The 14,090-nt window shown below is 69.5% G+C and carries 13 protein-coding genes; 4 read left to right on the forward strand and 9 right to left on the reverse strand.

The window, feature by feature from the left end; translation table 11 throughout:
• Nucleotides 1–2: 2 nt before the first annotated feature.
• The 3 genes from BBK82_RS09685 to BBK82_RS09695 form a co-directional block, all read right to left on the reverse strand.
• Nucleotides 3–935, reverse strand: a complete 933-nt coding sequence (locus BBK82_RS09685) for an ABC transporter permease (RefSeq protein WP_065914698.1) — start codon at nucleotides 933–935, stop codon at nucleotides 3–5.
• Nucleotides 928–1,926, reverse strand: coding sequence for an ABC transporter permease (locus BBK82_RS09690; RefSeq protein ID WP_083267893.1), 999 nt, complete (start codon nucleotides 1,924–1,926; stop codon nucleotides 928–930). Before BBK82_RS09690 ends, BBK82_RS09685 begins: the two co-directional genes overlap by 8 nt.
• A 173-nt stretch (nucleotides 1,927–2,099) precedes the next feature.
• Entirely contained in the window at nucleotides 2,100–3,881 is a 1,782-nt protein-coding gene (locus tag BBK82_RS09695; RefSeq protein WP_065920942.1) for an ABC transporter family substrate-binding protein, read from the reverse strand.
• A 310-nt stretch (nucleotides 3,882–4,191) separates the two neighbouring features.
• On the opposite strand from BBK82_RS09695, the gene BBK82_RS09700 reads away from it, so the two are divergent.
• Nucleotides 4,192–4,632 carry a GNAT family N-acetyltransferase gene (locus BBK82_RS09700; RefSeq protein WP_065914700.1) on the forward strand — a complete coding sequence of 147 codons (441 nt, stop codon included), beginning with the start codon at nucleotides 4,192–4,194 and terminating at the stop codon, nucleotides 4,630–4,632.
• A 5-nt stretch (nucleotides 4,633–4,637) separates the two neighbouring features.
• Here BBK82_RS09700 and BBK82_RS09705 read toward each other — a convergent pair whose 3' ends face one another.
• Nucleotides 4,638–6,302 (reverse strand): ABC transporter family substrate-binding protein, encoded by a 1,665-nt coding sequence (locus BBK82_RS09705; RefSeq protein WP_154697219.1) that lies wholly within the window; start codon nucleotides 6,300–6,302, stop codon nucleotides 4,638–4,640.
• A 267-nt stretch (nucleotides 6,303–6,569) separates the two neighbouring features.
• Nucleotides 6,570–8,465 (reverse strand): translational GTPase TypA, encoded by a 1,896-nt coding sequence (gene typA / locus BBK82_RS09710; protein WP_065914702.1) that lies wholly within the window; start codon nucleotides 8,463–8,465, stop codon nucleotides 6,570–6,572.
• 165 nt (nucleotides 8,466–8,630) lie between these two features.
• On the opposite strand from typA, the gene BBK82_RS50065 reads away from it, so the two are divergent.
• The gene (locus BBK82_RS50065; protein ID WP_218920798.1) at nucleotides 8,631–8,783 is read left to right on the forward strand and encodes a hypothetical protein; all 153 of its coding nucleotides are present in this window, start codon (nucleotides 8,631–8,633) and stop codon (nucleotides 8,781–8,783) included.
• Nucleotides 8,780–9,661, forward strand: coding sequence for a S41 family peptidase (locus BBK82_RS09715; RefSeq protein WP_065914703.1), 882 nt, complete (start codon nucleotides 8,780–8,782; stop codon nucleotides 9,659–9,661). The genes BBK82_RS50065 and BBK82_RS09715 overlap by 4 nt, the downstream gene beginning before the upstream one ends.
• Here BBK82_RS09715 and BBK82_RS09720 read toward each other — a convergent pair.
• Nucleotides 9,658–9,963, reverse strand: a complete 306-nt coding sequence (locus tag BBK82_RS09720) for a YciI family protein (protein ID WP_065914704.1) — start codon at nucleotides 9,961–9,963, stop codon at nucleotides 9,658–9,660. The genes BBK82_RS09715 and BBK82_RS09720 overlap by 4 nt on opposite strands.
• A gap of 170 nt (nucleotides 9,964–10,133) precedes the next feature.
• On the opposite strand from BBK82_RS09720, the gene trpS reads away from it, so the two are divergent.
• Nucleotides 10,134–11,057 carry a tryptophan--tRNA ligase gene (gene trpS / locus BBK82_RS09725; protein WP_065914705.1) on the forward strand — a complete coding sequence of 308 codons (924 nt, stop codon included), beginning with the start codon at nucleotides 10,134–10,136 and terminating at the stop codon, nucleotides 11,055–11,057.
• Here trpS and BBK82_RS53915 read toward each other — a convergent pair.
• The 3 genes from BBK82_RS53915 to BBK82_RS09740 are packed head-to-tail and all read right to left on the reverse strand — an operon-like array spanning nucleotide 11,050 to nucleotide 13,785.
• A complete protein-coding gene (locus tag BBK82_RS53915; protein ID WP_237048111.1) occupies nucleotides 11,050–11,823 on the reverse strand; it encodes a (deoxy)nucleoside triphosphate pyrophosphohydrolase in 774 nt (257 codons plus the stop codon). The genes trpS and BBK82_RS53915 overlap by 8 nt on opposite strands.
• 31 nt (nucleotides 11,824–11,854) lie before the next feature.
• Entirely contained in the window at nucleotides 11,855–13,054 is a 1,200-nt protein-coding gene (locus tag BBK82_RS09735) for a sensor histidine kinase (protein ID WP_335618067.1), read from the reverse strand.
• 29 nt (nucleotides 13,055–13,083) lie between these two features.
• Entirely contained in the window at nucleotides 13,084–13,785 is a 702-nt protein-coding gene (locus BBK82_RS09740; protein WP_179953765.1) for a response regulator transcription factor, read from the reverse strand.
• Nucleotides 13,786–14,090 lie beyond the last annotated feature (305 nt).

Genomic DNA, 14,090 nt, shown 5'->3' on the forward strand with positions numbered 1-14,090 from the left:
GATCAGGCACGCACCTTCGTCTGCCTCGGGTCGAACGCGTCGCGCAGGCCGTCACCGATGAAGTTGACCGCCAGGGAGAGCGACACGAGCACGATGAACGGACCCCAGAAGAGCCAGGGCCGGTTCAGGAACTGCCCGTAGTTCTCCAGCACGATGACGCCGAGCGAGGTGTCCGGGGGCTGCACGCCGAGGCCCAGGAACGACAGCGCGGCCTCGGTGAGCACCGCCGCCGCGATCGCCAGCGTGGCGTTCACGGTGATGCTGCCGATCATGTTCGGCACCAGGTGCTTGAAGATGATGCGCGGGGTGGTGGCACCGCACGCGCGGGCCGCCTCGATGAACTCCCGCTGGGCCAGCGACAGCGTCTCACCGCGGGTGATGCGGGCGATCTGCATCCACGCGAACGCGGCGAGCACCAGCGCGACCACGTACCAGCTGCCGGAGAAGCCCTTCACCACGATCGCGGCGACCGCGATCTGCGGGATGATCAGCAGCAGGTCGACCAACCGCATCAGCGCCTGGTCGACGAACCCGCGCAGGTAGCCGGCGAGCGCGCCGAACGTCACGCCGATGGCGGTGGCGAGCGCCGCCACGATCAGCGCGATCTGCAGCGAGTAGCCGGTGCCGCGCATGAGCAGCGCGAGCATGTCCTTGCCGACCTGGGTGGTGCCGAGCGGGTGCGTGCCGCTCATCGGCTGGTAGGACTTGCTGGTCACGTCCTCGTAGTCGTAGGTCCAGATGAACGGGCCGAGGAACGCGAACAGGATCAGGAAGACGAACACGCCGAGGCTCACCATCGCGAGCCGGTGGCGCAGGAAGCGGCGGATGACGAGCTGCCCCTGGGTGCGGGTCTTCGCCGAGTCGAACTCGTGGGCGCCTGCCTCGGGGGTGGAGCTGACCACGCCGCCCTCGGACGCCAGGTTGATGTTAGCCAAGGCGAATCCTCGGGTCGAGGATGCCGTACACGACGTCGGCAACCAGGTTGAACAGCACGATCAGGGTCGCGGTGACCGCGAGCCAGCCCATCAGCATCGCCGGGTCGAACTGCCGCACGGAGTTCACCAGCAGGGTGCCCATGCCGGCCCAGCCGAAGACCGTCTCGGTGATGATCGCGCCGGAGAGCACCGCGCCGAAGTTCAGCGAGAACAGCGTGGCGACGGGGATGAGCGCGTTGCGGAACGCGTGCCGGAAGATCACCCGGCTCTGCGAGATGCCCTTCGCCCGCGCCGTGCGCACGAAGTCCGAGTGCAGGATCTCCAGCATGGAGGCCCGCTCGAACCGGCTGTAGGCGGCGAAGCTGATCAGCATCAGCGCGACGGTCGGCAACAGGAACGTGCCGGTGTACTTGAAGATCACTTCGCCGAGGTCGCCGCTGAAGCCACCCGGCCGCGGACCGGCGGTGGTGAGCCAGCGGTCCAGCCCCATCGACTCCAGGACGTTGTTGAACTGGATGCCGTAGTTCTTCACGATGACCGCGACGCAGAAGATCGGCATCGAGAACATGAGGAACGCGGTGCTGGTGGCGAGGTAGTCGAAGATCGAGTACTGCTTCACCGCGGCGAGCACGCCGACGGAGACGCCGAGCGTCAGCGCGAGCAGCTCCGCTCCGATGACCAGCCGGCCGGTGGTCCACAGCGCGTCGGTGACGGCCGGGAAGACCTCTTGCTTCGCCTGGCCGAGTGCGATGCTCTGTCCCCAGTCACCGGACAGGAAGTCGGTCAGCCAGTTCCAGTAGCGCACGACGATCGGCTGGTCCAGGCCGAGCTCGACCTCGGCGGCCTTGATGTCGGCCTCGGTGACGCCGGGGCGGAACCGCATCTCCGCCAGCGGGTTGCCCGCCGTCGCCACGAGGACGTAACAGGCGAAGCTGCCGATCAGCAAGATCGGTATCGATATCAGCAGACGACGAATGATGTAGCGAATCACGACAAGCTCCTGTTGGGCGGCACCCGGCTGCCGGGGGGTGAGGCCGGGCACGGGAACCCCGCAGCGCGGAATGTACGCGCGGTGGTGGCGTGCGGGGAACCCAGGCGAACGGGGCCGGACCTGTAGGCCCGGCCCCGTCCCCTCAGTTCAACCTCGTGTTCTTCACAACCCGGCTAGTTCTTGGGCTGCCACTCGTTGGCGTTCCACAGAGCGCCGTAGTAGCTCTGGAAGTACACGCGGTCGAGACCCTTGAACGCCCACATGTTCGGCATCTGGAACAGCGGGAGCGAACCGTACGCGTTCGCGATCTCCTCGTCGGCCTTCTGGAAGTACTTGAGCGAGTCCGCGATCGAGGTCTGGGACACGGCCGTCTTGAGGGCCTCGTCCGCCGCCGGGACGCTCAGGTTCTGCCAGTTCTGGCCACCGCCGGTCTCGTAGATCGACTTCTTGGAGCTCTTGAACGGGTCACCGGACCACGCGAACAGGGCGACGTCGTAGTCACCGTTGGACACGCGCTCGTCGAGGAAGTTCGGGTCGGTGTCGTCCTTGACCTCGATGCCGGCTTCCTTGCACTGGCCCTGGATCAGCTCGACGGTCTGCTTGCGGCGCGGGATGTCGGTGTGGCTGATCCGGAAGGAGGCGCGGACGCCGTCCTTCGCGAACACGCCGTCCGCACCCTGCGTCCAGCCCGCGTCGGAGAGGATCTTCTTCGAGGCGGCCGCGTCACCCTTGGCCTTCTCGCCGTAGACGTCCTTGTAGCCCTCGTCCTTCGGGAAGAAGATCAGGCTGCCGAGCGGCTTGGCGTCGGCCTGGACCTCGGAGATCAGCTTGTCGATGATGTCCTGGCGCTTGACGCACATGAAGAAGGCCTTGCGGACCTCTTCCTTGGACAGCGCCGGGTGCTTGAACTGGATGTCCAGGTGCTCGAACGACAGGCCGGGGCCCGCGCCGAACGTGACGCCCTGGGCGCTCAGGCTCTTGAGCTTGGTGGCCGCGTTCGCGTCCGGCTGCGCGAAGGAGTTGACGCCGACCTCACCGTTCTCCAGCGCCTGCGCCTGCGCGACCGGGTCCGGGATCGCCTTCAGGACGATCTTGGAGGGACCACCCGGCTTGCCCACCCACTTCGGGTTGCGCTCCAGCGTGACCGACTGGTTCGGCTCGAAGCCCGTCAGCATGTAGGGGCCCGCGCCGGGCATGAGCTCCTTGGTGAAGCCGTTCCACTTCTCGTTCCAGAAGGTGGAGGCCTTCGTCAGCTCGGCGGGGTCGCTGGCCGGGGTCAGCTTCGTGACGTCCGCGATGCCGGCGTTCTTCTCGAGGATGTGCGCGGGCAGGACGTCGCTGTTGAACAGGCCCTCGTAGTCCGGGTACGGCGAGTCGAACGTGCCGACGAACGTCTGGTCGTCCTTGCACGAACCGGTCATCAGGTCGTAGCCCGTGGTGCCGGCCGGCGTGAAGTACTTGCCGCCATCGGCCTTCTTGGCCTTAGTGCTGGCCGCGAACCAGGCCAGGTAGAAGTCGTCGCAGTCCCAGGCCTCGCCGTCGGACCAGGTGACACCCTTCTTCAGCTTCCAGGTCACCGTCTGGGGGGACTTCGAGGTGAGCTCGACCCCCTCCATGACGTCCTTGTTCAGGATGACCTTGTTGTTGCCGTTCAGGATGTGCGCACCCGGCTGGACCAGGACCAGCGCGAACGTGTTGTACGACTGGTTGCCGTCTTCAGTCGCGTTGTTGTACGTCGTGAACGCCTTGTCCGTGGACACGACGACCTGGTCGCTGGACTTCGTGTCCGGTGCGGTGTAGCCGTCTCCGGACTCGCCGCGCGCGGTCGCCATCTCGGCGACGGTCGCGTCGTTGCCGTTCGCGTCCGTGCTGCCGCCGCCACCACCGCATGCACTCAACACGAGCGCCGCGCTGGAGATCAGCGCGATCGCCGGAAGTGCTTTGGTTTTCCTCATCGACACGTGCCCTCCTAGCACTGGGCGGCCCCCACCTCGACCGGTGTGCGCACCCGTAACCGTGATGTGCCATACGCGCCCCGAACCGGCACATCGTGGGCAGCACCGTAAGAACCTGTTGAGGCGGCGGTCACTACCTGAGAGGGCGATCGTGACCCAATGGTGACGCCTTGTAGCCCAACGCGATGGCCCGATTACCGGGCGGATGCGTTCGTTAACCGGGCAGGTGGAATACTGTCAACGAGAACGGCCGAACGTACCAACGTCCGATCGGGCCCGTCCAGAGGTTTTCCCGGGGCAGGATGACCTCATGTTGAAGATCGACTTCCTCACCGGGTCCGACCGGGCCGGGTGGGAGGAGCTGGCGCGCGGCAAGGATGCCCACTTCTCGACGGATCGAACCCCGGCCGACTACGACCGCGCCTGGGACCGGCTGCTCGGTCCAGGACCCGTGCGCGGCATCGGCGCATGGCTGGACGACCGGATGGTGGCGGTCGCGCACTACGTGTTCCACGAGAGCGTCTGGGGCGTGGACGGCCGCTGCTACCTGGCGGACCTGTTCGTGGACCCGTCGGTGCGCCGGCAGGGCGTGGCGACGTCGGTGATCCACCGGGTGGCGGCCGACGCGCGTGAGAACGGCTACCGCAGCCTCTACTGGAACACGCTCGCCGACGCACCGGCCCGCGCGCTCTACGACCGGGTGGGCACGTTTCACGACGGGTTCATCTTCTACAGCTACCGGCGGCCCTGAGCGGGTCACTTGTCGAGGCGGCGCCACTCGGGCGCGCCGCTCAGCACACCGGCGAGCGGTGCCCCGGTGCCGACGCCGGAGACCGCGGCCGGCAGCACCCCGAGCAGGTCGGCGATCTGGAACAGCGGCACCGCCACCGCCTGCGCCTGCAGCTGCGGCTCGATCCTGGTGAGCGCGTCGGCCAGCAGCACCTTGCCGTTCAGCGCCGAGTCGATCTCGGCCTGCAGCACCGGGTCGCAGAACCCGGCCGCGTTGACCGGAACCGGCGTGCCACCGTCCGGCGCCTCGCCCGTGCACCCGAACTGGCTCGCGAGCCCCGCCGCCGAGTCGCCGGCGTCCACCCGCGGCCCGACGACGACGTCGATGTCCTTCTGCAGCAGCTGGACCGTGAAGAGCTCGTCGGCCTTGGGCGTGACCACCTCGGCCTGGACGCCCCTGCTCGCGAGCTGCGCCTTCACCTGGTTCGCCACGGTCACGTACGGCTCGATCCTGTCCGGCGCCGCGATCTTGAGCTTGAGCGCCTTGCCGCCCTTGGCCCAGGCACCGTCGGGCCCCTTGGCGTACCCGGCCTCGGTCAGCAGCTGCTCGGTCGCCGCCGGGTCGAGCGTGTTGCCCCCGATCACCGCGCGGTAGCCGGTGCGGCTCGGCGGCACCACGTACGAGTCGGCCCGGAGCTGGGCGCTGGGACCGCTCTGCGCCCCGCTGGCGATGAGCGCGTCCCGGTCGAGCGCGGCCACGACCGCCTTGCGCGTCTTGAGATCCGCGAGCTGCTGGCTGGCCGGTCGCAAGAGGACTTGGGCGACCTCGTTGCGCGGCACGGGTTTCGTGTCGAGGTTCGGAATGGACTTCATCAGGTTGACGTCCGCCGCGTCTGCCCGCAGCAGCACCGCCTGGTTGTCGCCTTTGGACAGTGACTCGGCCATCGCGGTGTGCGTGGCCCTGCGCAGCACCACGCGGTCCAGCGTGGTCGGCACCTCCCAGTACCGGTCGCTGCGCTCCAGGATCACCTCACCGCGCGGCTCGTCGAGGCTCCTGACCGCGAACGGCCCCGCGGTGGCCGGGAAGTTCGTCGCCAGCACGTTCGACCACGTGCCGGGCGCGTCCTTGAGCAGGTGCGCGGGCAACAGGTTCCCGAACAGGCTGCGCCACCCCGGGAACGGCTTGCCGAAGGCGACCTCGACGACCTTGCCGCCCTCGCGCGCGCTGATGTTGTTGATGAGCCGGTACCCCGCCGGGTCGACCACGCCGGGTTCGCTGCGCATGCGCTGCCACAGGTAGTAGAAGTCCTCGGCGGCGATCGGCGCGCTGTCCGACCACGACGCGTCCTTGCGGATCGAGTACGTGACCGTGAACGGCTCCGCCTTGGTGACCTTCGCGCTCACCATGAGGTTCCGGTCGAGCTCCGGCGCACCGTCCGGCCCGGCGCGGAACACCGACGGCAGCAGCAGGGAGCTGAGCGCGGTCGTGATCTGGCTCTGGGTCGCGGTGGCGTGCGGGTTGTAGCCGCCGGCCACGTCGTCGACGCCGACCACGATCTCCTTGATCTTCGGCCCGGTCGTGGTGATGACCGGTGCCTCGGACTTGGGGACCAGGGGCGGCGGAGGCGCGTTCGTGCAGGCCGCGGTGCCGCACAGGACGACCGCCGCGAGCACTCCCCCAAGTCGCCTCATGGTCCTCACATTGCCAGAAGTGGTGTCAACGCGTGCGGGCAACCCAGGGTATTCGTCACCCGCGTCACTGAGAGGACGCCCCGGTCGGCGGAGGGGTTGCGCCCCCGCTGAGTAGTACGGCTCACCCCGGCAGGTGGTTCGGCGGAGTCACCGGGTGAGTCGGCCGTCAGAGGCCGTTGAAACGGTGCTGAGGGCCCGCGAACGCCGACGGGCGGCCCGGCCGAAGCCGAACCGCCCGTCGAGGCGAACAACTGGTCGTGCGACCGATCAGCCGCGCTGCTTCAACCGCGACCGCTCACGGCCGCGCAGGTTGGCGTCCAGCGTCACCTTGCGCACGCGCACGACCTCCGGCGCCACCTCGACGCACTCGTCGGAGGCGCAGAACTCCAGCGCCTCCTCCAGCGAGAGCTTGCGGGGGCGGGCCAGGGTCTCCATCACGTCGGCCGTGGAGGACCGCATGTTGGTGAGCTTCTTCTCGCGGGTGACGTTGACGTCGAGGTCCTCGGCACGCGGGTTCTCGCCCACGACCATGCCCTCGTAGGCGTCGGCGCCCGGCTCGACGAAGAACGTGCCGCGGTCGGCCAGCTGGATCATCGCGTAGGCGGTGATGGAGCCGGAGCGGTCGGCGACCAGGGAGCCGTTGTGGCGGGTGCGGATCTCGCCCGCCCAGGGGCCGTAGCCCTCGGAGACGGCGTTGGCGATGCCGGTGCCGCGGGTCTCGGTGAGGAACTCCGTGCGGAAGCCGATCAGGCCGCGCGAGGGGACCACGTAGTCGAGCTTGATGCGGCCGGTGCCGTGGCCCGACATGTTCTCCATGCGGCCCTTGCGGTTGGCCAGCAGCTGCGTGACGGCGCCGAGGTGCTCCTCGGGGCAGTCGACGGACAGGCGCTCGAACGGCTCGTGGATCTTGCCGTCGACCACGTGCGTGACGACCTGGGGCTTGCCCACGGTCAGCTCGAAGCCCTCGCGGCGCATCTGCTCGACCAGGATGGCCAGCGCCAGCTCGCCGCGGCCCTGCACCTCCCAGGTGTCCGGGCGCTCGGTCGGCAGGACCTTCACCGACACGTTGCCGACGAGCTCGGCGTCCAGGCGGGCCTTGAGGACGCGGGCGGTGAGCTTGGTGCCACCGTTGCGACCGGCCAGGGGCGAGGTGTTCACACCCACGGTCATCGAGATGGCGGGCTGGTCGACCGTGATCCGGGGCAGCGCCACCGGGTTCTCGGCGTCGGCCAGCGTGTCGCCGATCGTGATGTCCGCGATGCCGGCGATCGCGACCAGGTCACCGGCGCGAGCGAACTCGGCGGGGACGCGGTCCAGCGCCTCGGTGATCAGCAGCTCGGTGATGCGGACCTTGACCGGCTCGCCGTCCTCGCGGCACCAGGCGACGGTCTCGCCCTTGCGCATCGTGCCCTGGTGGATGCGGCACAGCGCGATGCGGCCGAGGAACGTCGAGGCGTCGAGGTTCGTGACCAGCGCCTGCAGCGGGCCGTCCACGTCGACCTGCGGGGCCGGGATGTGGTCGAGCAGCACCTGGAACAGGGTGTCGAGGTTCTCCTCGTCCGGCAGGCCGCCGTCCTCGGGCTGGGTGAGCGAGGCACGACCGGCGCGCGCGGAGGCGTAGACGACCGGCAGGTCCAGCACGGACTCGTCGGCGCCAACCTCGGTGGCCAGGTCGAGCAGCAGGTCGTGGGCCTCCTCGACGACCTCGGAGATCCGGGCGTCGGGGCGGTCGACCTTGTTGACCAGCAGGATCACCGGCAGGCCGGCGGCGAGGGTCTTGCGCAGCACGAAGCGCGTCTGGGGCAGCGGGCCCTCGGACGCGTCGACCAGCAGCACGACACCGTCGACCATCGACAGCGCGCGCTCGACCTCACCACCGAAGTCGGCGTGGCCGGGGGTGTCGACGACGTTGATGATCACGTCGCCGTCCGGCGTGTGCCTGCGCACAGCCGTGTTCTTGGCGAGGATCGTGATGCCCTTCTCCCGCTCGAGCTCGCCCGAGTCCATGACCCGGTCGACGAGCTCGGCACGCGCGGAGAAGGCGCCGGACTGGCGCAGCATGGCGTCGACGAGGGTGGTCTTACCGTGGTCGACGTGCGCGACGATCGCGACGTTTCGCAGGTCAGTGCGCGTCTGAAGGGCAGACGCGGTGGCCGTGGGCACGCAGAACTCCTAGAGCTTCGAAGGCGTTGGAGGGGCTCGCGCCGGACACTTCGATGCGCAGGGCCACGTTCGATACTACCGGCTGCGTCACCATTACCACACAAGAGTGCCAGTGAACTGAGCCTCACCTACTCTAGCGATACGCGCCGGAGTGGAGTTCAACCAGTGGGTAAAAAGCTCAAGAAGAAGTGCTGCCGCTCGAAGCCCCAGTGCAAGCGCTGCCCGGTTCCGTTCCTGCTCAAGGAGCGTGACAAGGCCAGGAAGAAGGCGGCGAAGAAGGCGGCCAAGGCCGCCAAGAAGGCCGCGAAAGCCGCATGAACGTCCCCGCGTACGTGGACAAGGCGCTCGACCTGCTCCAGCAGCGCTCGATCGAGTCCGCGGCCGCCGACTGGCCCGCTCTACGTGCGCAAGCTCACTCCGAGACAGCCGGCGCGCAGACCCCCGCGGACACCCACGCCGCCATCGAGGCGGTCATCACCGCACTCGGCAACCCGCACACCCGCCTGGTCACCGCCCAGCGCATGGCCGCCGTTCGCGCCGCGCGCGCCCCGCGCGTCCCGTCCGGCCGGATGATCGGCCCGGTCGCGCACGTGCTGCTGCCCGGCACACCCTCGTCGAACCGCCGCGCGTACGTCACGGCAGGTCTGCAGGCCATGCGCGCGTTGATCGCGCACTACCCGACGGGCTGGGTGGTCGACCTGCGCGACAACCTCGGTGGCGACATGTACCCGATGCTCACGGTGGTGGCCCCGCTGCTGGGCGAGGGCGACGCCGGTGCGTTCATCGAACCGGACGGCACCACGACCAGGTGGGGTGTCCGCTCCCGGCACGTCCACGTGGGCGGACGCCGGACGTTCCGCTTCCGCCGCGTCCCCCGTGCGGTCCACCGGCCGGTCGCGCTGCTGGTCGACGGGAAGACGGCGAGCTCGGGAGAGGCGGTGCTGGTGTCGTTCACCGGCCTGGACCGCGCCCGCAGCTTCGGCGAGCCGACCGCGGGCTTCGCGACGGCGAACCAGACGTTCCGGCTGCCGGACGGCGCGTGGCTCGTGATCACCACCGCGCTCATGGCCGACCGCACCGGCCGGGTGTACGGCAACGCACCCGTCGCGCCGGACAGTCCCGTCTCCGGCACGAGCGGTACCCACGATCGAGCGCTCGACGCCTCGATCGGGTGGTTGTCCGGTCTGCCGGCCTAGCGCGTCTGCAGCACGGCTTCGTTCAGCTTGGTGAGCTCGTCGGCGGTCCGCGTCGCCTCGAACTCGATGATCTTGTGCTTCACCAGCCTCTGCTCGGCCCACGGGTCGGTGGCGAGCAGCGCTTCGAGCTTGCCGCGGGGCATGGGCCGCGTGATGATCACGCCTCCCGTCCTCGGCACCTGACGCCCGGAAGCGAGGAAGAGCCCCCGCTCGTACTGCTTCTCGACCCACTCGCGGTGGTCGGGGAGGGCGTAGTCGATCTGTTCCAGCGGCGCGACGTATTCCAGCAGCACTATGAACATGGAGCAACGGTAGTCCTATACTGCTGGACATGCGCACGATGAACGCCTTCTGGCGGGCCGCTTCCAGGCGGCCGGAGTAGCTGTGCGCTGAAGCGTTCACAGGCCGCCCGAGACGGGCGGCTTTTTTGTGCGTTCCGTCCGGGTGGTCCCGAAGATCGAGGGGACCGAACATGATCAGGCTGTCCGCCATCACCCCGTCCGGCCAGGTGCACCTGGGCAACTACCTCGGGGCGCTGCGCACGTGGGCGCGTGAGGGCACCAAGGACGACGTGTACTTCATCAGCGACCTGCACGCGATGACGGCGTCGCACAACGCGCAACGGCTGCGATCGCTGACCAGGGAGCAGTTCGCGGTGCTGATCGCGTGCGGCATCGAACCGGAGAGCACCTGCGTGCAGTCCGACCTGATCCGCGAGCTGGGGGCGTTGAACTGGGTCCTGGAGTGCACCTGCACGTACGGCGAGGCCGCGCGGATGATCCAGTTCAAGGAGAAGTCGCTCGGCCGCGAGTCGGTGCGGCTGAGCCTGCTCACCTACCCGGTGCTGATGGCGGCGGACATCCTGCTGCAGGGCACCGCGGAGGTGCCGGTCGGCGAGGACCAGCTCCAGCACGTCGAGCTGGCCCGCGCGCTCGCCCGCAGGTTCAACCACGCCTACGGCGACGCGTTCGTGGTGCCGACCGCGGTGGTGCCGAAGGTGGGCGCGCGGATCAAGGACCTGGCCGACCCGGCGCGCAAGATGGACAAGTCGGCGCAGAACTCGGCCGGTGTCGTCTTCGTGCTCGACGAGCCGGACCTGGTGCGGCGCAAGATCAAGCGCGCGGTGTCGTCCACCGAGGGCATCGCGAACCTGACCGACGTCCTGGCCTCCTGCACCGGCAAGGAGCCCGAGGACTACACCAGCAGGTTCGCCGACCTGAAGGACGTCGTGGCGGAGGCGGTGATCGAGGAGCTCCGCCCGGTCCGCGACCGCACGCTGGCGCTGCTCGCCGACCCGGCCGAGCTGGACCGCGTCCGCGCGTCCGGTGCCGCACGGGCCCGCGACCGCGCACAGCACCGCCTCGACGCGGCGCTGCGGTTGTCCGGGCTCAGTTGAGGAGGTCCTGAAGGGCCGGCACCAGCACCCGGTCCGCGGGCAGCCAGTCCAGCCCCGGCAGCTGTCCGGCGGTGACCCACCGGACAGCGTTGTGCTCCAACGCCTCCGGCTCACCGCCGGCGAGCTCCGCGGCGTAGATCCGCAACACCAGGTCCTGCTTCAGCGGTACGTCCGGCCCGACCTGCTCGCCCACCACGACCGGCACGCCGAGCTCCTCGACGCACTCGCGCACGAGCGCCTCTTCGGGCTTCTCCTCCGGCTCGACCCGCCCTCCGGGCAGCTCCCACTGCCCCGCATGGCTTTCCGGGAACGCCCGCTGCTGCGCCAGCAACCGTCCACCCCGGACGATCGCCGCCCCGACCACGACCCGTGCCGCCCCCAGCTCCGCCGACCGCCGCGCCAGCGACGCCGACCGCTTCTCCAGCACCCGCAACGCCATCCCGCGCCCGACCGTGACGTCGGCGAACCGCCCGACCACCCCGCCGACCGTCGTCCACGACACCCGGTCCACCACCAGCGTCCCGGCCCCGGTGGCCACCAGATCCGTGTGCAGCTCCAGGAGATCACCCGCCGCGGACACACCGGACAGGTCCGCGCGCGTCACCGCGAGCCGCACACCGAACGGCCCGGTGAGCACGTCTCCCAGGCACAGCAGCGGTCCCGGCACCTTGACGCCGAACCCGGCCAGCGACGACGTGTCCAGCAGGGCACCGGCGACCACCGCGACAGGCGCGTCGACCAACGCCGACGCTCGCAACTCAGGCACCCGCGTTGACTACCAGGACGGCCACCGGATCTCAAAACGCGCGCCACCGGCAGGTGACTCCGCCGCCCGACCCTCCCCGCCGCTGCACGAGGTGCGCCACCAGCGCCAGCCCCAGCCCGAACCCGCCGGACGCCCGCCCCCGGTCCTCCTCCACCCGGTAGAACCGGTCGAACACCTTCGCCCGGTGCTCGGCGGGGATCCCGTGCCCGTCGTCGTCGACGATCAACCGCACGTCCCGCCCGACCGGCACCAGCGCGACCGTGACCGTCGAGTACGCGTACCGCCCCGCGTTGCGCAGCAGGTTGTCCAGCACCAGCTCGACCTCGGACCGCGTCGCCGACACCAGACACGCCGACGGCGGCGCGTTCAACCGCACCAGCAGCTCGGTGCCGAGCCGCCCGATCGCCGCCTCCGCCTCCAGCACCAGGTCCACGGCCTCCGCCCGCGACGGCGCCGCCGTGTCCGCACGGGCCAGGATCAGCAACGAGTCCACCAGCCGGCTGAGCCGGATCGACTCCTCCACCACCGACTCCAGCACCTCGATCGAGAAGTCCGGATCGGGGTGCGCCACCGCCACCTCGGCCTGCGCCCGCACCGACGCCACCGGCGACCGCAGCTCGTGCGCCGCGTCCCCGGTGAACCTCCGCAACCGGTCCGACGCCTCGTCCCGCCGCGTCAGCAACGCGTTCAACGCCTCCGCCAACGCCTGCAGCTCATCCCGAGCCGGTGGCACCGGCAACCGCTGCCCGTGCGGCAACGCCCCCGCCGCCACCCGCATCCGCTCCACCGGCAACAACGACGACCGCACCGACAACCAGGTCGCGATCCCGACGAACCCGGCCACCAACGCCGCCGCGAGCAGCAACCACCGCGTCCCCAGGACGTTGGCGTTCTCGTACCCCAGCAGCTTGTCGCCGTAGACCTCCAGCCGAGGCGTCCCATCGGCCAGGAACACCACCTGCCCCCGCCACCGGTAGGCCGACGCCCCCTCGTGCCGCAACACCGGCTCCCCGGCCTTCAACGCCCGGATGTCCTGCGCCGTCAGCTCAGGCCGCGGCTTGCCGTCCACCGGCTCCCCCGACACGTCCAACACCCGCGGCGCCTCCGCCCGCAGCTCCTGGTCCACCGCCGTGATCTGGATCAGCCCGATCAACGACGGCGCCAGCCCCGTGAACGCCAGCAAGCACAACAACGCCATCCCGGTCGCCACCACGGTGATCCGAAACCGCAAGGTCCGCCGCAACCACCAGCGACGAGGACTCACCGATTCCCCAGCGCGCTGTCCAAGTCCGGAGTGGACGCGATGTACCCGTGCCCCCGCACGGTCCGCACCACCTCCCCGGCCCCCACCGCCTCCAACTTCCGCCGCAGGTACCCCACGTACACCTCAACGGCATTCCGCGTGGCCGCCTGCTCATCCCCCCACACAGTCCGCAACAGCTCGTCCTTGGTCACCACCGACCCGGCCCGCGACGCCAACACGTCCAGCACCGCGTACTCCCGCGGACTCAACGACACGTCCTGCCCCGCCCAACTCACCTCCCGCAGCCCGCGATCGATGACCAACTCCCCCAACGTCAGCTTCCGCCGCGCTCCCCCACCCCGCCGCAACAACGCCCGCACCTGCGCCACCAACACCACAAAGCTGAACGGCTTGACCAAATACCCGTCCGCCCCCAGGTCGAGCCCGTCCGCCTGGTCGATCTCCCCGTCCTTCGCCGACACCATCAACACCGGCGTCCGCACCCCGTCGGCCCTCATCCGCTGCAAGACCCGGTACCCCGACAGCCCCGGCAACATGATGTCCAGCAACACCACGTCGAAGGCCCCGGTCAACGCCACCCGCAACGCCGTGGGCCCGTCCGCCGCCGTGACGACTTCCATCCCTTCGGCCGACAGCCCACGCTCCAACGCCCGACGCACGCCGACTTCGTCGTCCACGACCAGCACTCGAGGCTTCACGCGCCCAGCATGCACCTACGACTCTCAGCCCGCTCGCAAGATCTCAGCCACCTCTCAGCCGCGCCGTGGGCGCCCGCTTTTGATCGAGCCGAGGGCGAGACGAAAAGCCACGACGAATGCCGAGTCCTGAAGCTCTTCGCGCGGAGCGCGCAACGCAACCACCAACGCAACCAGCGGCCGCTCTGCGGAACAGGCGTGCCATCTACCTGAGAGTGGCGGGGGTTTGGTGGCTTCTTTGGGAGTGTCGGGGTCTGGGGCGGAGCCCCAGGAAAGCCGCGCGCAGCGCGGTCCACCAGCAACAACGC

This window comes from Lentzea guizhouensis (genome assembly GCF_001701025.1).
In the GTDB taxonomy this organism is placed as follows: Bacteria; Actinomycetota; Actinomycetes; order Mycobacteriales; family Pseudonocardiaceae; genus Lentzea; species Lentzea guizhouensis.

Bases quoted from the DNA above. Each gene is read 5' to 3' on its own strand.
- BBK82_RS09695 (WP_065920942.1), bottom strand. From the start codon at position 3,881: ATGAGGAAAACCAAAGCACTTCCGGCGATCGCGCTGATCTCCAGCGCG.
- BBK82_RS09700 (WP_065914700.1), top strand. From the start codon at position 4,192: ATGTTGAAGATCGACTTCCTCACCGGGTCCGACCGGGCCGGGTGGGAG.
- BBK82_RS09705 (WP_154697219.1), bottom strand. From the start codon at position 6,302: ATGAGGCGACTTGGGGGAGTGCTCGCGGCGGTCGTCCTGTGCGGCACC.
- BBK82_RS09715 (WP_065914703.1), top strand. From the start codon at position 8,780: ATGAACGTCCCCGCGTACGTGGACAAGGCGCTCGACCTGCTCCAGCAG.
- BBK82_RS09720 (WP_065914704.1), bottom strand. From the start codon at position 9,963: ATGTTCATAGTGCTGCTGGAATACGTCGCGCCGCTGGAACAGATCGAC.
- trpS (WP_065914705.1), top strand. From the start codon at position 10,134: ATGATCAGGCTGTCCGCCATCACCCCGTCCGGCCAGGTGCACCTGGGC.